We start from the raw sequence: 21,099 nt of genomic DNA, 5'->3' as shown, positions 1-21,099 counted from the left end.
CTCAACGCTATGACCTTCGAGTGCACTCCAGGCAAGCGGATTCCGGACGGAAACGGCCCCCGTTCGGCCCGGGGGGCGGCGGCGCATAGGCTCGCTGCCATGTCGTTGCAGAGCTTGGCGCTGATCGAGAACTGGCCGGTCACCACCGCCGCGGCGGGTGTCGTACGGGCCGACGGGACCGTCCTCGGGACCCATGGGGCCCTCGGGCACCGCTTTCCGCTGGCCTCGGTGACCAAACCGCTGGCAGCGTACGCGGCGCTGGTCGCGTACGAGGAGGGGGCGGTCGAGCTGGACGAGCCGGCCGGTCCCCCCGGGGCCACGGTCCGCCATCTGCTCGCGCACACCTCCGGGCTGGCCTTCGACGAGCACCGGGTGCTCGCGCCGGCCGGTGAGCGGCGGCTGTACTCCAACGCCGGGTTCGAGCAGCTCGGGGACCACATCGCCAAGGCGACGGACATCCCGTTCGCGGAGTACCTGCGCCAGGCGGTGCTGGAGCCGCTCGGGATGACGTCCACGTCGCTGGAGGGGTCACCGGCGAAGGACGGGGTGTCGAGCGTGGCGGACCTGCTGAGGTTCGCGGCGGAGGTGCAGGCACCGCGGCTGCTGGACCCGCGCACGGTCGCCGAGGCGATGAGCGTGCAGTTCCCGGGCACGAAGGGCGTGCTGCCCGGGTACGGCCACCAGAGCCCCAACGACTGGGGGCTGGGCTTCGAGATCCGTGACTCCAAGTCGCCGCACTGGACCGGCACTTCGTCCTCGCCGCGCACCTTCGGGCACTTCGGCCAGGCGGGCACGTTCCTGTGGGTGGACCCGGTCGCCGGGGTGGCCGCGGTGGCCCTGGCCGACCGCGCCTTCGGCCCCTGGGCCGTCGAGGCGTGGCCGGTACTGACGGACGCGGTGCTCGCGGAACTGCGGGGCTGAACCGGGCGGGCCCGGCGGGTGGCCCGGACCGGGCGGGCCCGGCGGGGAGGGCGGGCCCGGCGGAGAGAGCGGCCCGTCACCGCGCCCGAGCCGTCATCGCGTCCGGGCCCTCACCGCGCCCGGCCCGTCACCGCGTCCGGGCCCTCACCGCGCCGCCATCTCCCACAGGAGTACCTCCGCGGGCACGACCCCCACGAGTTCCAGTCCCTCGGCGCCCGTGATCCGCGCCGAATCCCCCGGGCCCAGGGTCTCGCCGGCCAGCCGGATCTCGCCGCGGACCACCTGCGCGTACACGTACGCGGCGTCCGGCACCGCCGTCCGCTCCCCCGCCGCCGGACGCCGCACGTGCAGCATCGCCCCGGCGCCGGGGACGGCGTACGGGGTGGAATCGGCGATGCCGGGGACGATCCCGTACGCCGGCTCGCCGCCCGGTTCCAGGGGCGCCAGCCACATCTGCACGAAGGTCAGCGGCAGCGCGCCCTCGTTGCGCTCCACGTGCCGGACGCCCGCCGCCGCGCTGAGGTGCTGGACGTCACCGGGGCGGACCGTCGTCGCGCGGCCCGTGGAGTCGCGGTGGGTGAGCTCGCCCTCGACGACCCAGGTCACGATCTCGGTGTGGCTGTGCGGATGCTCGTCGAAGCCGGCGCCGGGCGCGAGCCGCTCCTCGTTGCAGGCGATGACCGCGCCGAAGCGCAGGTTGCCGGGGTCGTAGTGCGGGCCGAAGGAGAAGGCGTGCCGGGAGTCGATCCCGGCCTCCGGGTCCCCTCCGCGGTAGCGCTCACCGGCGCGCCGTACGTCCATCACGGCACCACGGTAGTCCGCGCGCGGCCCCTCCCGCAGGCCCCCGCCGGACCCCCGCCCAGGGCCCCGCACGACCCCGCCGGACGCTTCGCACCGACCCGGCGGCACACGCTCCCGTCCGGATAAGGCAGTCTTGTCCACGTGCCCGAACCCGAATCCCATGACAGCGACCCCGCAGCAGCCCGGCCCGTCCACCCGCACACGGCGACCCTGAAACGGCTGGAGAAGTCCTCCGGGAGTCTCGCCGCGCAGGCCATCGCGCGCATGGACGAGACCCTGTCGTGGTACCGGGCCATGCCCCCGGAGAACCGTTCCTGGATCGGGCTCGTGGCCCAGGCGGGCATCGCCGCCTTCACCGAGTGGTTCCGGCACCCGGACGCCCCGCAGGCCATCTCCACGGACGTGTTCGGCACCGCCCCGCGCGAGCTGACCCGGGCCATCACGCTGCGGCAGACCGTGGAGATGGTGCGCACCACGATCGAGGTCATGGAGTCGGCGATCGACGAGGTCGCCGCCCCGGGCGACGAGCGGGTGCTGCGCGAGGCGCTGCTCGTGTACGCCCGGGAGATCGCCTTCGCCACCGCCCAGGTGTACGCCCAGGCCGCCGAGGCACGCGGTGCCTGGGACGCGCGGCTGGAGTCGCTGGTGGTCAACGCGGTGCTCAGCGGCGAGGCGGACGAGGGTGCCGTCAGCAGGGCCGCCGCGCTCGGCTGGAACTCCCCGGACAACGTGTGCGTCATCCTCGGGACGGCGCCCGACGGCGACAGCGAGCTCACCGTCGAGGCCATCCGGCGGGCCGCCCGGCACGCCAAGCTCCAGGTGCTCACCGGGGTGCTCGGGGACCGGCTGGTGGTCATCGCCGGCGGCCACCCCAATCCGCTCGCGGTGGCCAGGTCGCTGATCGGGCCGTTCGCCGCCGGACCGGTCGTCGCCGGCCCCGTCGTCTCCGACCTGCTCGCCGCCACGCGGTCCGCGCAGGCCGCCGCCGCGGGACTGAAGGCGTGCACCGCCTGGCAGGACGCGCCGCGGCCGGTGCTGGCGGACGATCTGCTGCCGGAGCGCGCCATAGCGGGCGATCCGGGTGCGCGCGAGCAGCTGGTGGAGGAGATCTACAGACCGCTGGAGGAGGCGGGCTCCGCTCTCCTGGAGACGCTGAGTGTCTATCTGGAGCAGGCGAGCAGCCTGGAGGGCGCCGCGCGGATGCTCTTCGTTCACCCGAACACCGTGCGCTACCGGCTCCGACGTGTGACTGACGTCACTGGTTGGTCACCCTCCGATGTACGATCCGCGTTCACGCTGCGGATCGCCCTGATCCTGGGGCGTCTGACCGATGGAGACGCCCAGCTCTAGCTTTTTGTCGGGGGCCCACAAAAGGCCTTCGTGTTCTTCGTCCCTGTCCCCACGGGCGGCCGTGGCCGTCCCCAAGAGAGAGTGTGAGAGTGCTCGTACTCGTCGCTCCCGGCCAGGGCGCCCAGACGCCCGGCTTCCTGACCCCCTGGCTCGACCTCCCCGGCGCCGCCGACCGCGTCGCCGCGTGGTCCGAGGCCATCGGACTGGACCTCGCCCACTACGGCACCCAGGCCGACGCCGACGCCATCCGCGACACCTCGGTGGCCCAGCCGCTGCTGGTCGCCGCCGGCATCCTGTCGGCCTCCGCGCTCGGTGACGTCACCCCGGGCGCGGTCGCGGGACACAGCGTCGGCGAGTTCACCGCCGCCGCGGTCGCGGGCGTGCTCGACGACACCGCCGCGCTCCGCCTCGTCCGCACCCGTGGTCTCGCCATGGCCGACGCCGCCGCGATCACCGCGACCGGCATGTCGGCGCTGCTCGGCGGCGACCCCGAGGTGTCGGTCGCGCACCTGGAGAAGCTGGGTCTGACCCCGGCCAACATCAACGGCGCGGGCCAGATCGTCGCCGCGGGCACGCTGGAGCAGCTCGCCGCGCTGAACGAGGACAAGCCCGAGGGCGTCCGCAAGGTCGTCCCGCTGAAGGTGGCCGGCGCCTTCCACACGCACCACATGGCCCCGGCCGTCGAGCGGCTGGCGGAGGCCGCGGCCGCGCTCGCTCCGGCCGACCCCGCGATCGCCTACGTCTCCAACAAGGACGGCCGTACCGTCGCCACCGGCACCGAGGTGCTGCAGCGGCTCGTCGGCCAGGTCGCCAACCCGGTCCGCTGGGACCTGTGCATGGAGACGTTCAAGGAGCTGGGCGTCACCACCCTCATCGAGGTCTGCCCGGGCGGCACCCTGACGGGCCTGGCCAAGCGCGCCCTGCCCGGCGTGCGCACGCTCGCCCTGAAGACCCCCGACGACCTCGACGCGGCGCGCGAGCTCATCTCCGAGCACGCCAACGCCTGACGCCTAAGGAGCCGTACCGAACATGTCGAAGATCAAGCCCAGCAAGGGCTCCCCGTACGCGCGCATCCTCGGAGTCGGCGGATACCGGCCGGTCAGGGTCGTGCCCAACGAGGTGATCCTCGAGAAGATCGACTCGTCCGACGAGTGGATCCGTTCGCGTTCCGGCATCGAGACCCGCCACTGGGCAGGCCCCGAGGAGACCGTCGCGGCCATGTCGGTCGAGGCCGGCGGCAAGGCGATCGCGGACGCGGGCATCACCGCCGAGCAGATCGGCGCCGTGGTCGTCTCCACCGTCTCGCACTTCGCCCAGACCCCGGCGATCGCCACCTCGATCGCCGACCAGCTGGGCACGGCCAAGGCGGCCGCCTTCGACATCTCGGCCGGCTGCGCGGGCTTCGGCTACGGCCTGACCCTCGCCAAGGGCATGGTGGTGGAAGGTTCCGCCGAGTACGTGCTCGTGATCGGCGTGGAGCGGCTGAGCGACCTGACCGACCTGGAGGACCGTGCGACGGCCTTCCTGTTCGGCGACGGCGCCGGCGCGGTCGTGGTCGGCCCCTCCACGGAGCCGGCGATCGGCCCCACGGTCTGGGGTTCCGAGGGCGACAAGTCCGAGACCATCAAGCAGACCGTGCCGTGGGACCGCTTCCACGTCGGCGACGTCAATGAGCTGCCCCTGGACTCCGAGGGCAACATCAAGTTCCCTGCGATCACGCAGGAGGGCCAGGCGGTGTTCCGCTGGGCCGTGTTCGAGATGGCGAAGGTCGCCCAGCAGGCGCTGGACGCGGCCGGGATCAGCCCGGACGACCTGGACGTCTTCATCCCGCACCAGGCCAACGTGCGGATCATCGACTCGATGGTGAAGACCCTGAAGCTGCCGGAGCACGTCACGATCGCCCGTGACGTGCGCACCACCGGCAACACCTCGGCCGCCTCGATCCCGCTCGCGATGGAGCGGCTCCTGGCGACCGGCGAAGCGAAGAGCGGCGACACCGCGCTCGTCATCGGTTTCGGGGCGGGTCTCGTCTACGCCGCAACGGTCGTTACCCTCCCTTAGGCACTCCGTGCCGGATCGAGCGATCCGGCGCCTGTGCCGCACCGCCTGCCGCCGACGCGGCAGGTGCCGTATTACCGTCTGGAACATCGAAGAAGGAGCGCCTGACATGGCCGCCACCCAGGAAGAGATCGTCGCCGGTCTCGCCGAAATCGTGAACGAGATCGCCGGCATCCCGGTCGAGGACGTCCAGCTGGACAAGTCCTTCACCGACGACCTGGACGTCGACTCGCTGTCCATGGTCGAGGTCGTCGTCGCCGCCGAAGAGCGTTTCGACGTCAAGATCCCCGACGAGGACGTCAAGAACCTGAAGACGGTCGGCGACGCCGCCGACTACATCCTCAAGCACCAGGCCTGAGCCACCCTCAGGACCTGAGGCTGCAAGGCCCCGCCACCCGGCGGTGGCGCCGCTGAATCCCGCATCCGTTGGAGAAAGAATTCCCGTGAGCCCGACCAATCGCACCGTGGTCGTCACCGGTATCGGCGCAACCACACCGCTGGGTGGCGACGTAGCTTCCACCTGGGAGGGGCTGCTCGCCGGCCGGTCCGGCGTCCGTCCCCTCGAGCAGGACTGGGCCGCCGACCAGGCGGTCCGCATCGCGGCGCAGATCGCCGTGGAGCCGGGCGAGGTCATCCCCCGCCCGCAGGCCCGCCGCCTGGACCGCTCGGCGCAGTTCGCGCTGATCGCGGCCAAGGAGGCCTGGGCGAACGCAGGTTTCACCGACAAGGCCGGTGAGGACAGCAGCGTCGACCCCGACCGGCTGGGCGCGGTCATCGCCTCCGGCATCGGCGGCGTGACGACCCTGCTGGACCAGTACGACGTGCTGAAGGACAAGGGCGTACGCCGTGTCTCCCCGCACACCGTGCCGATGCTGATGCCGAACGGCCCGTCCGCCAACGTGGGTCTCGCCGTGGGCGCCCGCGCCGGTGTGCACACCCCGGTGTCCGCGTGCGCCTCGGGCGCCGAGGCCATCGGCTACGCCATCGAGATGATCCGCACGGGCCGCGCCGACGTCGTCGTCGCCGGTGGCACCGAGGCGGCCATCCACCCGCTGCCCATCGCCGCCTTCGGCAACATGATGGCGATGTCCAAGAACAACGAGGACCCGCAGGGTGCCTCGCGCCCCTACGACGTCGCCCGTGACGGCTTCGTCCTCGGTGAGGGCGCCGGCGTCCTGGTCCTGGAGTCCGCCGAGCACGCCGCCAAGCGCGGTGCCCGCGTCTACGCGGAGGCCGTCGGCCAGGGCATCTCGGCCGACAGCCACGACATCGTGCAGCCGGAGCCGGAGGGCCGCGGCATCGCGCACGCCCTGCAGAGCCTGCTGGACAGCACCGACCTGGACCCGGCCGAGATCGTGCACGTCAACGCGCACGCGACCTCGACGCCGGCGGGTGACGTGGCCGAGCTGAAGGCGCTGCGCAAGGTCTTCGGCGACGACGCGGACCACTTCGCGGTCTCCGCGACCAAGTCGATGACGGGTCACCTGCTCGGTGGCGCCGGCGGTATCGAGTCGGTCGCGACCGTGCTCGCGCTGTACAACCGGATCGCGCCGCCGACCATCAACGTCGAGAACCTCGACCCCGAGGCCGAGGCGGCCGCCGACATCGTCCGCGGTGAGGCGCGCAAGCTGCCGGCCGACGGCCGTATCGCCGCGCTGAACGACTCGTTCGGGTTCGGTGGGCACAACGTGGTGCTGGCGTTCCGGACGATCTGACGTCCGGCGTGTCGAACGGCCCGGTCCCCCTCGGTGGGGACCGGGCCGTCGCCGTTGTGGGGGCTGTGCCGGGTGGTGCGGGGGGCGTCCGCCGGCGGATGCGGGGGGCCGTCCGCCGGCGGATGGGGTGGGGGTGCGTCGTGGCTGGTCGCGCAGGTCCCCGCGCCCCTCAGGTCCGTCGCCGCTGGGGTCCGCCGTGTCCTGAAGGCCGCTGTCGCCGAGGAAGGGGTCAGACGACCTGGTGGAGCCAGCGGACCGGGGCGCCTTCGCCCGCGTAGCGGAAGGGTTCCAGTTCGTCGTCCCAGGGCTTGCCGAGGAGCTTGGCGATCTCCGCCTCCAGGTCGGTCTCGCCGCGCTGGGACCGCGTCAGCGCCGCGCGCAGCCGGTCCTCGGGGATCAGGATGTCCCCGTGCATGCCGGTGACGGCGTGGAAGATGCCGAGGTCGGGGGTGCAGCTGTAGCGCTCGCCCTCGGCGCTGGGGCACGGCTCCGCGGTGACCTCGAAGCGGAGCAGGTGCCAGCCGCGCAGGGCGGAGGCGAGCTTGGAGGCGGTGCCGGCCTGGCCCTGCCAGGAGAACTCCGAGCGCCAGGTACCCGGTGCCGCCGGCTGCCTGATCCAGTCGAGGTTGACGCGCGTACCGAGCACCCCGGCGACGGCCCACTCGACGTGCGGGCACAGCGCGCGCGGCGCGGAGTGCACGTACAGAACTCCACGTGTCGTCACCGTAACCTCCGGGCAGGGCGGGACATCTTGCGGACGGGCCGGCGCAGTGGCGCGACGGCCGCGTTCATGGCGAGGCTACCGTGCGGCGGTGCAAGGAGTGTGACGTACCGTCGGTCCCGCTGTCAGGAAACCCCTGCCATTCACCCAGGGGGACGCTTGTCCGGGGGTGCGCCGCGGCAGGCGGCCCGTGCGGGAACTCCCGCGCGTTGTTATGGACGGGAGCACTTCGGCGACGAGCGAGGGGACCAGCGGGGATGCGGACACGAGGCCGGCTGCGCACCGCTCTCGCCGTCGTGACGGCGGCCGTGCTGGCCACCGGATGCGGCGCCTTCGGCGGGGACACGCGGGACGCCGGTGCGGGCGCGACCCGTGCCGCGGCGAAACCCGCCCCGGTGTGGAACCGCAGCCCGGACTCCATCGCGGCGGTCGGCGACTCCATCACCCGCGGCTTCGACGCCTGCACGGTGTTCTCCGACTGCCCCGAGGTGTCGTGGGCGACCGGCAGCGACACCGGGGTGGACAGCCTGGCCGTGCGGCTGCTCGGGTCGACGGGGGCGGTGGAGCGCAGCTGGAACTACGCGGTGACCGGCGCCCGGATGTCCGACCTGCCCGGCCAGATGGCCCAGGCGGCGGCGCGGCGGCCGGAGTTGGTGACGGTGATGGCGGGGGCCAACGACGCCTGCCGTGCCTCGGTGTCGTCGATGACGTCCGTGGCCTCGTTCCGCGAGGACTTCACCGAGGCGATGCGGACGCTGCGGACGGCGCTGCCGAAGACGCAGGTGTACGTGGCGAGCGTGCCGAACCTGAAGCGGCTGTGGTCGCAGGGGCGCACCGACCCGCTGGGCAAGCAGGTGTGGAAGCTGGGGATCTGCCCGTCGATGCTGGGCGACGCGGACGACCTGACCGACACGGCCGCGCTGCGCCGGGCGAAGGTGCAGCGGCGGGTGGAGGAGTACAACGCGGTGCTGCGGGAGGTCTGCGCGAAGGACCGCCGCTGCCGCTTCGACGGCAACGCCGTCTTCGACTACCGCTTCGGGACCGGGCAGCTCAGCCACTGGGACTGGTTCCACCCGAGCCGCAGCGGCCAGGCACGGCTCGCCGAGATCGCGTACCGCACGGTCACGGCGCGCCGACCGTGACCTACGCTTTCCCACATGAGTGAACTTTTCGGCACACTTTCCGACGGCACTCCGGTGCACCGGTGGACGCTGGAGCGCGGCGGGGTGCGGGTGCGGATCCTGTCGTACGGCGGGATCGTGCAGTCGGCCGAGGTGCCGGACCGGGAGGGGCGCACCGCGGACGTGGTGCTGGGCTTCCCGGGGCTCGACGGCTATCTGGAGCACCCGGAGCCGTATCTGGGCGCCCTGGTCGGCCGGTACGCCAACCGCATCGCGGGCGGCCGCTTCCCGCTGGACGGCTGGACGTACGCCCTCGCCCGCAACAACGGCCCCAACTCGCTGCACGGCGGCGAGCGGGGCTTCGACCGGCGGGTGTGGCGGGTGGAGCCGGCCGGGGACGGGCTGCGGCTGAGCCGGGTCAGCCCGCACGGCGAGGAGGGCTTCCCGGGGCGGCTGGAGGTCTCGGCGACGTACTCGCTGGACGCGTCGGGCGCGCTGCGGATCGCCTACGAGGCGGTCACCGACGCGCCGACGATCCTGAACCTCACCAACCACACGTACTGGAACCTGGCCGGCTCCGGCCACGCGGGCGGTCACGAGCTGCGGCTCGCCGCCTCCCGGTACACCCCGGTCGACGGCGACCTGATCCCGGACGGTCCCCCGGCGGACGTGACCGGGACCCGCTTCGACTTCCGCACGGCCCGCAAGACGGGATCCGGCTACGACCACAACTTCGTGCTGGACAAGGGGGTCACGGGGGCGCCCGAGGAGGTGGCCGAGCTGTACGACCCGGGCTCCGGGCGGGTGCTCACGGTGTCCACGACCGAGCCGGGACTGCAGCTCTACACCGCCGACCACCTGGCCGAGCCGTTCGCCCCCTGCGACGGCGTCGCGCTGGAGACCCAGCACTTCCCGGACTCCCCCAACCGCCCGGACTTCCCGAGCACGGAGCTGCGGCCGGGCGAGGTGTACCGCTCGGAGACGGTGTACGGCTTCTCGGTGCGCTAGGGGGCGTCTCCCCGATCTTCGTGGGTCCGCGACGCCCGGCACGGCACCTCTCCGCGGCCGCGACGGGCCGGGACATAGCCCCGGTCCGGCGTCAGGACCGGACCGGGGCTGCTCGTGGGGGACTTGTCCCGGATCAGACGTTAATCGGGGCGGCGAGCCTTCGGTCGGCGATCGAGCGTCCGGCCGTGATCTCGTACGAACCCTTCACACACACCCACGCTTTCCCCTTGTCGTCCCAGATCTCGAAGGCGCGGCGCGGCAGTTCGACGATCACCTCGGCGCTCTCGCCGGGGCCGGCCTCCGCGGTCGCGAATCCGGCCAGCCAGCGCGCCGGGCGCTCGGGGTCGGCCTCGGCCGGGGACAGGTACAGCTGGACGACCTCGCGGCCCGGACGCCCGCCGGTGTTGCGCACGCGGACGCGGACGGTGGTGCCGTCGGTGTCCAGGGACTCGTAGGCCCAGTCGGTGTAGCCGAGTCCGTGTCCGAAGGGGTAGGAGGGGGTGCGGCCCGCCTTCTCCCAGGCCCGGTAGCCGATGAAGACACCCTCGCTGTACGGCAGTTCGCCGCCGACGGGGACGACCTGGGTGACCGGGGCGTCGGCGAGGGAGCCCCAGGTGGTGGGGAGCCGGCCGCCGGGCTCGTGGGTGCCGGTCAGCACGTCGGCGAGGGCGGCGCCGCCCTCCTGCCCGGGGAACCAGGTGAGCAGCACGGCGGCGACCTCGTCGCGCCAGGGCAGTTCGACGGGGGATCCGGCGTTGACGACCACGACGGTGTTCGGGTTGGCGGCGGCCACGGCGCGCACCAGGTCGTCCTGGCGGCCGGGCAGGCGCAGGTCGGCGCGGTCGAAGCCCTCGGACTCGACGCGGTCGGTGGTGGCGACCACGACGACGGCGGTGCCGGCGTTCCGCGCGGCCTCGACGGCCTCGGCGATCAGTTCGTCGGGGTCGCGCTGCGGGGCGGCGTGGGCGAGGGCGAACGTGATGGACCGCAGGGGCCTGTCCTCGGGGACCTCGACGGTGTGGGTGAGGGAGACGGTCACCGGCTCGCCCGCGATGAGTTCGGCCTGGGCGCGGGGCACGGGGGCGTTGAACAGCGCGGCGAACGGGTCGCTGCCGTCGGGGCGCTGGACGCCGTCGTAGTAGGTCGTGCCGTCGATGACGAGGGCGAAGGCGCCCCTGCCCTTGACGCCGAAGGTGTGCGGGCCGGACTCGCGCGGCATGAAGGTGCCGGTGAGTTCGACGGTGTGGAGGTTGTCGTGGCGGACGCCCTCGGGGAGGTCGGAGCCCATCCACTGGATGTGGCCGCTGGGTGCCGAGCGGGTGCCGATGACGGCCCCGGAGGCGTCGCGGCAGACGGTCCGCAGGGTGAAATCCCTTCCGGCGGCGGCGAGTTCGGTGGCCGGGTCGGCGCCGACCGCGTGGTCGAGGGTGCCCTCGGGGAGGGCGGCGGTGAGGCCGTCCAGCGGGGAGACGGTGCGGGGCGGGAAGACGGTGGCGGAGCCGCCGCCGAGGATGCGCGCGTCGCGGGCGGCGGCGCCGATCAGGGCGACGGTGCCGGGTTTCAGCGGGAGCGCGCCGCGTTCGTTGCGTACGAGGACGAAGGAGCGGCGGGCGATCTCGCGGGCCAGGGCCTCGCCGTCGACCGGGGCGGGCGGCTCGGCGACGGCCGGCGCGGCACCCTGGAGGATGCCCACGCGGGCCGCGAGGCGGAGCACTCTGCGCACGGCCGCGTCGACGTCGGCCTCGTCGACACGGCCGTCCCGGACGGCGGCGGCGAGGGCGTCGCCGTAGACGGTCCGGGGGCCGGGCATGGCGATGTCGAGACCCCCGCGCAGGGCGGCGGCGGTGTTCCGGGCGGCCGACCAGTCGGAGACGTTGATCCCGTCGAACCCCCAGGCGCCGCGCAGGACTTCGCCGACCAGGTCCCGGTGCTCGGTCATGGTGGTGCCGTTGACCGTGTTGTAGGCGGTCATGACGCCCCAGGGGCGGGCCCCGGCGACGATCGCCTCGAAGGGCGCCAGGTACAGCTCGCGCAGGGCGCGTTCGGGGACCCGGTTGTCGACGGTGAAGCGCTCGGTCTCGGCGTCGTTGGCGACGAAGTGCTTGACGGTGGTGCCGACACCGCCGGACTGGACCCCGCGCACGTAGCCGGTGCCGATGCGGCCGGTCAGGAGCGGGTCCTCGCTGTAGGCCTCGAAGTGGCGGCCGCCGAGCGGGGAGCGGTGCAGGTTGACGGTCGGGGCGAGCAGGACGTGGACCCCCTTGCGGCGGGCCTCCTGGGCCAGCAGGACGCCCGCGCGGTGGGCGAGTCCGGGGTCCCAGGTGGCGGCGAGCGCCGTCGGCGAGGGCAGCGCGACGGAGGGGTCCTCGGCGGTCCAGCGCACGCCCCGCACGCCGATGGGTCCGTCGGACATGACCAGGGACTGCAGTCCGATCTCCGGCAGCGCGGGCAGGCTCCAGGTGTCCTGTCCGGCCAGCAGCCGGGTCTTGGCGTCGAGGCCGAGCCGCCCGAGCGCCGCCTCCACGGCCGCCTCCCGGGCCTCGTCCGCCGCCGTCGGTTCCCCTGTGTCCAGCACGCCCTCTCCCTCCTCGTCGAAGTCCACGGGCGCCTTCCATCCTGCCCAGGACACCGCCGGACAAGTCGGATCCTGGACGGTCGATCCGGGACAGGGCACGGCGGCCGCCGTTTCCAGCGGGCCGCCAGGGAATTCGGCCCGCCGGGCATCCCGGCCCGGGACCCCAGGACCTGGACCCCGAGTGCGGGGGCTGCCAGCCCGGGGCCCCGGCCTCAAGGTCGCGCCTCGCGCGCCCCGGGACCGGCGTGTGTCAGCGGGTGGTGCGCGCGCCGTCGACCGGCGCCGGCTCGGCCGGCTCCTGCCCGGCGTGGTGCCCGTCGGTCTCCTCGCGGTTCTCCTCACCCAGCAGGTCCCGGGCGAGGAAGGTGGCGCCGGCGACCGCGCCCGGCATCAGGAAGACGGCGACGAAGGGCACCAGGAAGGCCAGCCCGAGGGGCGTGCCGAAGCCCCACACCAGGGTCTTGCGGGAGCGGAGCAGGGCGAGTCGGGCGCGCAGGTCGACGCCCCGGCGCTGGAGGGCGACGGCGGCGAGTTCCTCGGTGAGGAAGAAGCCGGTGACGAAGAAGCCGATCACCGGGACGGCCGTCTGCCCGACGAAGGGCAGCAGGCCGAGCGCGAAGAGCAGCACGCCCCACACACCGGCCCGCACCAGGATGCGCAGGCTGTCGCGCGCCGAGACCCAGATCTCGCGCCACAGGGGCAGCTCCGAGCGGGGGGCGGTGCCGTCGGGCGAGAGGTCCTCGTCGACCTTCTCCGAGAGGTTCTCGTAGAAGGGCTGGCCGACCAGGAGGGTGACGGCCGTGAAGGTGAGGACGGCCAGCAGCAGCCCGAGGGCGAAGAGCACGACCGTGAGGAAGCCGCGGAACAGGCCCTGCCAGGGGCTCGACCAGTGGTCGGCGAACGGGGTCGCCCACGCGACCGCGTCCGGCCCCCACACCGCGAGCGCGACGAGCGCGCCCGTGTAGAGGACGAGCGTGATCAGTCCGGGCAGCAGGCCGAGACCGAACTGCCGGCCGTGCCGGTAGACCCAGCGCTGGCCCTGCAGAAGATGACCGAACCCCGCCCCGATGTCACGCATGCGGGTGACTCTACCGGGGCGGTGTGGCCGCCCTGTGTGGCGAACGTGTGTCAGGCGTCGAGCATGCGGCGCAGCAGGTCCCGGAGGGAGCCGCGCTCCTCGGTGGAGAGTCCGGCCAGGGGCTCGCGGGCGAAGCGCAGGCCCTCGCGCAGGTCGCGGGCGACGCGCAGGCCCTCCTCGGTGGGGGCGGCGAGCTTCACCCGGCGGTCGGCCGGATCGGGGCGGCGCTCGACCAGGCCGCGGGACTCCAGGCGGTCGACGATGCCGGTGACGTTGGACGGCTCGCACTTCAGCTTCTGGGCCAGCTTGCGCATCGGCAGCGGCTCCAGCGAGAGCAGGCTGAGCAGGCGCGCCTGGGGGCCGGTGAGGGAGTGCTCGCCGGCCGCCTCCTCGTAGTCCGCGTAGAAGCGGGCCACGACCTCACCGATCAGTTCGACGACCTCCATGGACAGAGGGTCGACGCGGCGGCTGGACGGGGCCGGCGGACGGGACGGGGACGACTCGGGCGACATGCCGTCCAGGATAGCCGGTTACTTGACATCCTGAAATATTTAGGCGCATGGTTGTTTCAGGTACTGAAGTAATTGAGGAAGGTCACGCACCATGTCCGACTCCCCCGCCCTCCCCGCCGTCAACCGCGAGTGGCACCTGATGAAGCGCCCGGTCGGCTGGCCGACGCCCGAGGACTTCGCCCTCGTCGAGGCCCCCATGCCGGTCCCCGGCGAGGGCCAGGTCCTGGTGCGTAACGTGTACCTCTCGGTCGACCCGTACATGCGCGGCCGAATGAGTGCCGCCAAGTCCTACGCCGCCCCCTTCGAGCTGGGCCAGGTCATGCAGGGCGGCACGGTCGGCGAGATCGTCGCCTCCGACGTCGAGGGCTTCGAGGTCGGCGAGCACGTCCTGCACTTCCTCGGCTGGCGCGAGTACGCGGCCGTGGACGTCAAGAACGCCGTCAAGGTGAACGGCGCCCTCGCCCCGCTCTCGACCTACCTCGGCGTCCTCGGCATGACCGGTCTCACCGCGTACGCCGGCCTGCTGCGCACCGCCTCCTTCAAGGAGGGCGACGTCGTGTTCGTCTCCGGCGCCGCCGGTGCCGTCGGCAGCGAGGTCGGCCAGCTCGCCAAGCTCATGGGCGCCTCCCGGGTCATCGGCTCGGCCGGCTCCGACGAGAAGGTCAAGCTGCTGCTCGACGAGTACGGCTTCGACGCCGCGTTCAACTACAAGAAGGGCCCCGTCGCCGAGCAGCTGCGCGCCGCCGCTCCCGACGGCATCGACGTCTACTTCGACAACGTCGGCGGGGACCACCTCGAAGCCGCCATCGGCTCCCTCAACCTGCGCGGCCGGATCGCCATCTGCGGCATGATCTCCGTCTACAACAACACCGAGCCCGCCCCCGGCCCGGTCAACCTCGCCCGTCTGATCCAGACCCGCGGCCGCATGGAGGGCTTCCTCGTCGGCGACCACTACGACATGCAGCCGCTCTTCATCGACCAGGTCGGCCCCTGGGTCGCCTCCGGCGCCCTCAAGTACCGCGAGACGGTCGTCGACGGCATCGAGAACATGGTCGAGGCGTTCCTCGGCGTCCTGCGCGGCGACAACATCGGCAAGATGATCGTGAAGGCCTGACCTTCCGCTGCGTTCGCCCGCGGGGCCGCCTCGGCCGGTCACGGGAGACCGGACGTGCTCGGCCCCGCGGGCCCGCGCGCGACCGGTCTCCCGCCGGCCTGAACGGGGTGGAGCGTGACGGCCGGGGTCCGGCCGTCACTCAGGCGGTCAGGGCCGCCCTGTGGACGGCGGCCGCCAGGCGGTCGTTCTCCGGGGCGGCTCCGCCCGGGTAGGCGCAACGGCGGCGGGTGTAGCCGTAGGCGAGGCCCGCGCGGCGGTCCGCGAAGGCCTGGGAGCCGGCCGCACCGCTGTGGCCGATCGTCCCGGCGCCCAGGAAGGGATGCCGGGCCTCGGCCGTGGCCTGGAAGCCCAGGCCGAACGCCGCGTACGCGCGGATGACCAGGTCCTGGCCCGCCGAGTGCGGCTGCCCGAACTCCGCGATCGTGTCCTCCTTGAGCAGCGGCGCCTGCCCGCCGACCTCGCTGATCATCGCCGCGTACATCCCGGCCAGCCCGCGCGCCGAGGCGACGCCGCCCACCGACGCGGGGCCCTTGGCACGGACCACGGGATCGTTGGGCAGGGCCTCCAGATCCGTCGGCTCCGCCGCGTGCCGGTTGAAGGCGATCCCGGGGAGCGTGTGCGGCCCGGCCGGCAGCGCGTCCAGCTCCACCTGCTGCGCGGGGGTCGGCAGCATCGGCAGGGTGGTGCGGAACCGGGACTCGTGGACGGCGGCCAGACCGAGGTGGAAGTCCAGCCCGTACGGGGCGCGGACCCGCTCCTCGTACAGCTCCTGCACCGTACGGCCGGTCGCCCGCCGGACGATCTCACCGGTCAGCGCGCCGATCACCAGGGCGTGGTAGCCGAACGCCGCCCCGGGCCGCCAGAACGGCCGCTGGTCGGCCAGGCGTTCGGCGAGCGCGCGGTCGTCGGCGAGCTCGGCCGCGCTGAAGCCGCTGTCGGTCCCGATCAGTCCGGCACGGTGCGCCAGCACCTCGCGCAGGGTCAGGGCCCCCTTGCCCTCGACGCCGAACTCCGGCCAGTAGTAGGTGACCTTGCGGTCCAGTTCCAGCGTGCCGTCCTGGACCAGCAGGGCCACGACGAGGTGGGCGGCACCTTTGCTGGAGGAGAACACGCCGTACAGCGCGTCCGGGCCGCCTCCTGGCCCGGCCCACAGGTCCACGACTCTCCGGCCGTGCACATACGCGCACAACTGGCCCTCGTAGTCGTGCCGTTCACCGGTCACGAAGGCGGCGAACTCCTCGCGCACCGCCTCGTACCCGTCGGCAACCGTGCCCTGGACGGTGATGTGCTGCGTCATCCGCTCTCCTCGGCCGATCCGCTGCTCGCCGTTCCCGTTCGCGCGACACCCGGCCCGGAGCCGGGCGTTCCCGGGATCATGTACGGCGAGACGTACCCGTTCGGTTCAACCCCCCAGGCGCCTGGTTGGTGACACCGATGCCCCGGATGGCCCACACCCCGGACACTCAGGGGAGACGCCCCCTAGGTGCACCACCACAGGAACCTGTCGCACTTCTTCGTCGGGGACGGCTCCGGCGTCGGATCCGGGCTGGTCGGGGCGGCGGTCGGGGTGGCCGGCGCGTGCGTGGCCGCCGGAGCGGCCGGGGTGCCCGCCGCCGCGCCCGCGGCCGCGCCCGCCGGCCGTTCGGCCTTCTTCGAGGCCTCCGGGGACGTGGAGGCCTCGGCCTTCGGGGACGTGGAGGCGGACGCCGAGGCCGAGGCGTCCGGGGAGGCCGACACGGTGCCCCGGCCGGCGGCGGCGCCCGGCGCGGAAGCCGGGGCGGAGGCCGTGGGGGCGGGGGCGGCGGAGGTGTCGTCGCTCTCGGGGGCCGCGCCGCCGGAGACGGCGGGGGCGCCGGTGGAGAAGGGCGCGTCGACGCCGAGTTCGGCGAGGCTGAGACCGCCGGCCGCCAGCACGAAGCCCGCCGCGATCAGGACCGTACGGCGGCGGCGACGCCGGTGCGCGGCGGCCTTGCGGTCCCGGCGGCTGCCGTCGGCGTCGGCCTGTCGCCGGCCCGCGCGGCGCCCGCCGCCGGTGTCCGGGTGATCCTCGTCCGCGAGATCGTCCTCGGAGAGGGGTTCGTCCGCGGAGTCGTCGTACGCGGAGTCGTCGTACGCGCTGTCGTCGTACGCGGGGTCGCGTGTGGGGTTGTGCGCGGAGCCGTGCGTGTCCCCGTAGGCGTCGCCGGTGCCGTCAGTACCGCCGGGACCGCCGGTGTGCGTGTTCGCGGTCGCCGCGACGGCGCGTTCGTCGGGGGCGCCGGCCTGCCGGGGCACCCTCGGGGCGGCCGGGGGCGTCGCGTCTCCGTGACCGGCGTGACCCGCGTGTCCCGGGTGACCTGCGTGTCCCGCGTGATCGGCATGACCGGTGTGATCGGCATGACCGGCCTGGCCGTCCGCCGGGTCGGCACTGTGGGCCGCCTGCCCGTAGGGGGCGGCCGCCGTGCCCGCGTGTACGCCCGCGGGGACGGCGGGCATCTGCGCCGGTGCGCCGCAGCCCGGGCAGGCCAGAGCGCCGTTGAGGTGCCGTCGGCACGGCTGGCAGTAGTCCATGACGCGGGAAGACTAGATTCCCGGCCGGTGACTTTCCTAGGCACCGCTGTGAAGGTTTGGTGCGGGACGGCGAGGGATCCCGCGTCCCGTGCCCGAACCGTTTCCTGTTCGCCCCATTGACACCCTCGCCGCCCCATCCCTACTGTCGCGCCAACATTTCGAACGCGTGACGAAATATCGAACGGGTGAGGGGCAACCTCCGTGCGCATCACCGGAATCAGCACACATGTCGTCGGGACGCCGTGGCGCAATCTCACGTACGTCCAGGTGCACACCGACGAGGGGATCACGGGAGTCGGCGAGACCCGGATGCTGGGCCGCACCGACGCGCTGATCGGGTACCTGCGCGAGGCGGAGACCAACCATGTGCGCGGCTCGGACCCGTTCGCCGTCGAGGACCTCGTGCGCCGGATGAAGTACGGCGACTACGGGCGGGCCGGCGAGATCGTCATGTCCGGTGTCGCGGTCGTCGAGATGGCCTGCTGGGACATCAAGGGCAAGGCGCTCGGCGTGCCGGTGTGGCAGCTGCTGGGCGGCCGGGTCACCGACCGGGTCAAGGCGTACGCCAACGGCTGGTACACGACCGAGCGGACCCCGGAGGCGTACCACAAGGCCGCCCGGGAGGTCGTGGCGCGCGGGTACCGGGCCCTGAAGATCGACCCGTTCGGCACCGGCCACTTCGAACTGGACCACGAGAGCACCCTGTACGCCGTCTCGCTGATCGAGGCCGTGCGGGACGCCGTCGGGCCCGGCACCGAGCTGATGCTGGAGATGCACGGCCGGTTCTCCCCGGCCACCGCGGTCCGGCTGGCGCGCGAGCTCGCGCCCTTCGACCCGGCCTGGCTGGAGGAGCCGGTCCCGCCGGAGAACCTCAAGGCCCTGGAGAAGGTCGCCGCGAAGGTCGACATACCGGTGGCCACCGGTGAACGGATGCACGACCGGATCGAGTTCCGGGAGCTGTTCGAGAGCCAGGCGGCGGACATCATCCAGCCGGACGTCGGCCACATCGGCGGCATCTGGGAGACGCGCAAGCTCGCCGCGGCCGCCGAGGCCCACTACATGCTCGTCGCCCCGCACAACGTGGGCGGATCCGTACTGACCGCCGCCTCGCTCCAACTGGGCTTCAGCACCCCGAACTTCAAGATCCTGGAGCACTTCAACGACTTCGCGGACGCGGAGATCAAGAAGGTGGTGAAGGGCGCCCCCGAGGTGGTGGACGGCTACTTCCACCTCTCGGACGCACCCGGTCTGGGCGTCGAGCTGGACACCGACGCCGCCGCCGAATTCCCGCAGCAGCAGGCCCGGTTCGACCTCTGGGCCGAGGGCTGGGAGCAGCGCAGGCCGAAGGACACGAAGTGAGCGCCGACGGCCTCCAGGTCCTGGTCGAGGCGCCGGGCGCGCACCGGATGGAGGAGCACACGCCACGGGCTCCCGGCCCCGGTGAGGCATTGGTCGCCGTGCACGCGGTGGGCGTCTGCGGCAGCGACCGCGAGCTGTATCGGGGCAACCGGCCCGAGGGGTACGTGCGTTACCCGCTGGTCCCCGGCCACGAGTGGTCCGGGACCGTGCGCGCGGTCGGCGCCGGGGTGCCGGAGAGCCTGACCGGCCGCAAGGTCGTCGGGGAGGGCTTCCGCAACTGCCAGGTCTGCGAGCGCTGTCACGCGGGCGAGACGACGCTGTGCACCGCGGGCTACGAGGAGACGGGCTTCACCCGGCCGGGCGCGATGGCCGGCACGCTCACGCTGCCGGCCCGGCTGCTCCATCCGCTGTCCGCCGACGCCGACCTCACCGCCGCCGCCCTGCTGGAACCGGCCGCCTGTGTCGCCGCGGCGGCCCTGAAGGCGGGGGCCCGGCCGGGCGAGCGGGTCGCGGTGGTGGGAACGGGCACGCTCGGCATGCTCGCCGTGCAGTTCCTCGCGGCCGTGTCCCCGGCCGAGTTGCTGGTGGTGGGCGTGGACCGGGAACGGGAGGAACTGGCACGGCGGTTCGGGGCCACCCGGTACCGGCTCGCCGGCCAGGAGCTGCCGGACGGCTTCGACGTCGTGATCGAGGCCGCCGGGTCCGCGTCCGCCGCGCGCACCGCCGCGGCCCTGCTCCGGCGCGGCGGCCGGCTGGTGCTCACCGGCATCCCGGCGCCGGGCGCGGACGGACTCGACCCGACCTCCCTCGTCGTACGGCAGCTGGAGGTGCGCACGGTGTTCGGGGCGCCGCCGGCGGCCTGGGCGCACGCGGTGCGGATGTTCGCCGCCGGACTCCTCGACCCGCTCCCGCTGGTCACCCACGAGCTGCCGCTGTCGGCGTTCCCCGAGGCCGTCGAGCTGGTGGGGAGCGGTGACCCGAAGGTCGGCAAGGTGCTGCTGCGGCCCCATCCGTACCCGGGCCCCGCGCCGGCCGGGCCGTGAGCCCGTACCCGGGCCGCCTGGACCCGGACGCCGCGCCGCGGGACCCACGGCCGGCCCGGAGCCCGCGGCCCCCGGAGTCCGCCGTACCCGAGATCCCGACCCTTGTCCGGTACACCGAACGCGAAGGACAGCTTGTGACCGACGCTTCCGCCCCGGCGGCCCGCAGGCCCGGCGAGCAGGTGCTCGCCGCGCTCGGGCTGGGCGCGCCCCTTCCCGACCCCGCCGACGCGTCCCCCCACCGCTTCCCGGGCGGCGGTCTCTGGCGCACCGAGGTCCCCTCGTGCGAGGGGCCCGAGGCGCTGGCGGTGATCCTGAAGGAGAGCGCGCGCCTGGACGTGCCGGTCCACCGGATCAGCCAGGGCAGCGGCGTGTGGATGCTCTCCGACGCCGAGATCACCGAGATGGCCGGGGCGGCCGCCGAACGGGACATCGAGCTGTGCCTGTTCACCGGTCCGCGCGGCACCTGGGACACCGGCGGCTCGGTGCGCACCGACTCGCGCGGTGCGGGGCTGCGCGCCCGCGGCCACGACGCGGTCGCCGGGTGCGTCGAGGACGCCGTACGGGCCACCGAGCTGGGCGTGAAGTGCCTGCTGGTGGCCGACGAGGGCGTGCTGTGGACGCTGCACCGGGCGCGCCGGTCGGGGATCATCCCGGCGGACACGACGCTCAAGGTCTCCGCGCTCATCGGGCCGGTCAATCCGGCCGCGTACGCGGTGTACGAGCGGCTCGGCGCCGACTCGGTCAACGTGCCGAGCGATCTGACGCTGTCGCATCTCACGGAGATCCGGCGGGTGTCGGGCGCCCCGATGGACATGTACATCGAGGCGCCCGACGACCTCGGCGGCTATGTCCGGATGTACGAGGTCGCCGAGCTGATCCGGCGCGGTGCGCCGCTCTATCTGAAGTTCGGCCTGTCCAAGGCCCCCGGCATCTATCCGTGGGGCGCCCACCTGCGGGACCTGACGCTGAACACCGCCCGGGAGCGGGTGCGGCGGGGCCGGCTCGCGCTGGACCTGCTCGCCCGGCACGGCGCGGACGGCGGCATGGCCCCGCTCGGCTCCCGGCTGCCCGGCCCGCTCGACCGCTTCCCCGACACCGCCTGACTCCCCCGCACCCCCCGCACCCCGTGCCGCGCGGCCCGCGACCCGCACCGACAACGCACCCCCGCACCGC

General features: G+C 73.5%; 19 protein-coding genes. 12 read left to right on the top strand and 7 right to left on the bottom strand.

The genetic code is table 11. The features are described 5' to 3' along the window. Positions 1-99: 99 nt before the first annotated feature. The gene (locus tag ACIPRD_RS19320; RefSeq protein WP_401564496.1) at positions 100-921 is read left to right on the top strand and encodes a serine hydrolase domain-containing protein; all 822 of its coding nucleotides are present in this window, start codon (positions 100-102) and stop codon (positions 919-921) included. Between the two features lie 144 nt (positions 922-1,065). Here the strand turns inward: ACIPRD_RS19320 and ACIPRD_RS19315 are convergent, their stop codons facing one another. Next, positions 1,066-1,722, bottom strand: coding sequence for a pirin family protein (locus ACIPRD_RS19315; RefSeq protein WP_356399078.1), 657 nt, complete (start codon positions 1,720-1,722; stop codon positions 1,066-1,068). A gap of 141 nt (positions 1,723-1,863) precedes the next feature. Between ACIPRD_RS19315 and ACIPRD_RS19310 the strand changes: the two genes are divergently transcribed. The 5 genes from ACIPRD_RS19310 to ACIPRD_RS19290 all read left to right on the top strand — a co-directional run bounded on the left by ACIPRD_RS19310 (position 1,864) and on the right by ACIPRD_RS19290 (position 6,845). Next, positions 1,864-3,072: a helix-turn-helix domain-containing protein gene (locus ACIPRD_RS19310; protein WP_356397824.1), complete on the top strand. Its 1,209-nt coding sequence runs from the start codon at positions 1,864-1,866 to the stop codon at positions 3,070-3,072. 89 nt (positions 3,073-3,161) lie between these two features. After that, complete coding sequence (locus ACIPRD_RS19305) at positions 3,162-4,079, top strand: ACP S-malonyltransferase (RefSeq protein ID WP_401564493.1); 918 nt, start codon at positions 3,162-3,164, stop codon at positions 4,077-4,079. A 22-nt stretch (positions 4,080-4,101) separates the two neighbouring features. After that, positions 4,102-5,133, top strand: a complete 1,032-nt coding sequence (locus tag ACIPRD_RS19300) for a ketoacyl-ACP synthase III (protein ID WP_401564491.1) — start codon at positions 4,102-4,104, stop codon at positions 5,131-5,133. Positions 5,134-5,239: 106 nt separating this feature from the next. Continuing rightward, the gene (locus tag ACIPRD_RS19295; RefSeq protein ID WP_356397816.1) at positions 5,240-5,488 is read left to right on the top strand and encodes an acyl carrier protein; all 249 of its coding nucleotides are present in this window, start codon (positions 5,240-5,242) and stop codon (positions 5,486-5,488) included. Between the two features lie 85 nt (positions 5,489-5,573). Beyond that, positions 5,574-6,845 (top strand): beta-ketoacyl-[acyl-carrier-protein] synthase family protein, encoded by a 1,272-nt coding sequence (locus ACIPRD_RS19290; protein WP_356397813.1) that lies wholly within the window; start codon positions 5,574-5,576, stop codon positions 6,843-6,845. 229 nt (positions 6,846-7,074) lie between these two features. Here the strand turns inward: ACIPRD_RS19290 and ACIPRD_RS19285 are convergent, their stop codons facing one another. Further along, positions 7,075-7,569 (bottom strand): DUF3145 domain-containing protein, encoded by a 495-nt coding sequence (locus ACIPRD_RS19285; protein ID WP_356397810.1) that lies wholly within the window; start codon positions 7,567-7,569, stop codon positions 7,075-7,077. A gap of 254 nt (positions 7,570-7,823) precedes the next feature. On the opposite strand from ACIPRD_RS19285, the gene ACIPRD_RS19280 reads away from it, so the two are divergent. Next, on the top strand, positions 7,824-8,708 hold the full coding sequence (locus ACIPRD_RS19280) for an SGNH/GDSL hydrolase family protein (protein WP_356397807.1): 885 nt from the start codon (positions 7,824-7,826) through the stop codon (positions 8,706-8,708). Positions 8,709-8,723: 15 nt separating this feature from the next. After that, positions 8,724-9,695: an aldose epimerase family protein gene (locus ACIPRD_RS19275; RefSeq protein ID WP_356397804.1), complete on the top strand. Its 972-nt coding sequence runs from the start codon at positions 8,724-8,726 to the stop codon at positions 9,693-9,695. A 133-nt stretch (positions 9,696-9,828) separates the two neighbouring features. Here ACIPRD_RS19275 and ACIPRD_RS19270 read toward each other — a convergent pair whose 3' ends face one another. The 3 genes from ACIPRD_RS19270 to ACIPRD_RS19260 form a co-directional block, all read right to left on the bottom strand. Beyond that, a complete protein-coding gene (locus ACIPRD_RS19270; protein ID WP_401564487.1) occupies positions 9,829-12,297 on the bottom strand; it encodes a beta-glucosidase in 2,469 nt (822 codons plus the stop codon). A gap of 223 nt (positions 12,298-12,520) precedes the next feature. Beyond that, entirely contained in the window at positions 12,521-13,348 is an 828-nt protein-coding gene (locus ACIPRD_RS19265) for an EI24 domain-containing protein (RefSeq protein ID WP_356397801.1), read from the bottom strand. Positions 13,349-13,398: 50 nt separating this feature from the next. Then, positions 13,399-13,860: a MarR family transcriptional regulator gene (locus ACIPRD_RS19260; protein WP_356397798.1), complete on the bottom strand. Its 462-nt coding sequence runs from the start codon at positions 13,858-13,860 to the stop codon at positions 13,399-13,401. 91 nt (positions 13,861-13,951) lie between these two features. On the opposite strand from ACIPRD_RS19260, the gene ACIPRD_RS19255 reads away from it, so the two are divergent. Beyond that, the gene (locus tag ACIPRD_RS19255) at positions 13,952-14,974 is read left to right on the top strand and encodes an NADP-dependent oxidoreductase (protein ID WP_401564482.1); all 1,023 of its coding nucleotides are present in this window, start codon (positions 13,952-13,954) and stop codon (positions 14,972-14,974) included. A 139-nt stretch (positions 14,975-15,113) separates the two neighbouring features. Here ACIPRD_RS19255 and ACIPRD_RS19250 read toward each other — a convergent pair whose 3' ends face one another. Continuing rightward, positions 15,114-16,271 (bottom strand): serine hydrolase domain-containing protein, encoded by a 1,158-nt coding sequence (locus tag ACIPRD_RS19250; RefSeq protein ID WP_401564480.1) that lies wholly within the window; start codon positions 16,269-16,271, stop codon positions 15,114-15,116. A gap of 182 nt (positions 16,272-16,453) precedes the next feature. Beyond that, positions 16,454-17,524 (bottom strand): hypothetical protein, encoded by a 1,071-nt coding sequence (locus ACIPRD_RS19245; RefSeq protein WP_401564478.1) that lies wholly within the window; start codon positions 17,522-17,524, stop codon positions 16,454-16,456. Between the two features lie 201 nt (positions 17,525-17,725). Between ACIPRD_RS19245 and ACIPRD_RS19240 the strand changes: the two genes are divergently transcribed. The 3 genes from ACIPRD_RS19240 to ACIPRD_RS19230 all read left to right on the top strand — a co-directional run bounded on the left by ACIPRD_RS19240 (position 17,726) and on the right by ACIPRD_RS19230 (position 21,029). Beyond that, positions 17,726-18,883: a mandelate racemase/muconate lactonizing enzyme family protein gene (locus tag ACIPRD_RS19240; RefSeq protein ID WP_356397786.1), complete on the top strand. Its 1,158-nt coding sequence runs from the start codon at positions 17,726-17,728 to the stop codon at positions 18,881-18,883. Between the two features lie 47 nt (positions 18,884-18,930). After that, positions 18,931-19,926, top strand: coding sequence for an alcohol dehydrogenase catalytic domain-containing protein (locus ACIPRD_RS19235; RefSeq protein ID WP_356399075.1), 996 nt, complete (start codon positions 18,931-18,933; stop codon positions 19,924-19,926). A 134-nt stretch (positions 19,927-20,060) separates the two neighbouring features. After that, on the top strand, positions 20,061-21,029 hold the full coding sequence (locus tag ACIPRD_RS19230; protein WP_356397783.1) for a hypothetical protein: 969 nt from the start codon (positions 20,061-20,063) through the stop codon (positions 21,027-21,029). Positions 21,030-21,099 lie beyond the last annotated feature (70 nt).

Source organism: Streptomyces sp. NPDC090108 (assembly GCF_044747185.1).
Taxonomy (GTDB): Bacteria; Actinomycetota; Actinomycetes; order Streptomycetales; family Streptomycetaceae; genus Streptomyces.
The sequence above is the reverse complement of the archived record's forward strand: the minus strand, read 5'-3'. Positions and strand labels throughout refer to the sequence as shown.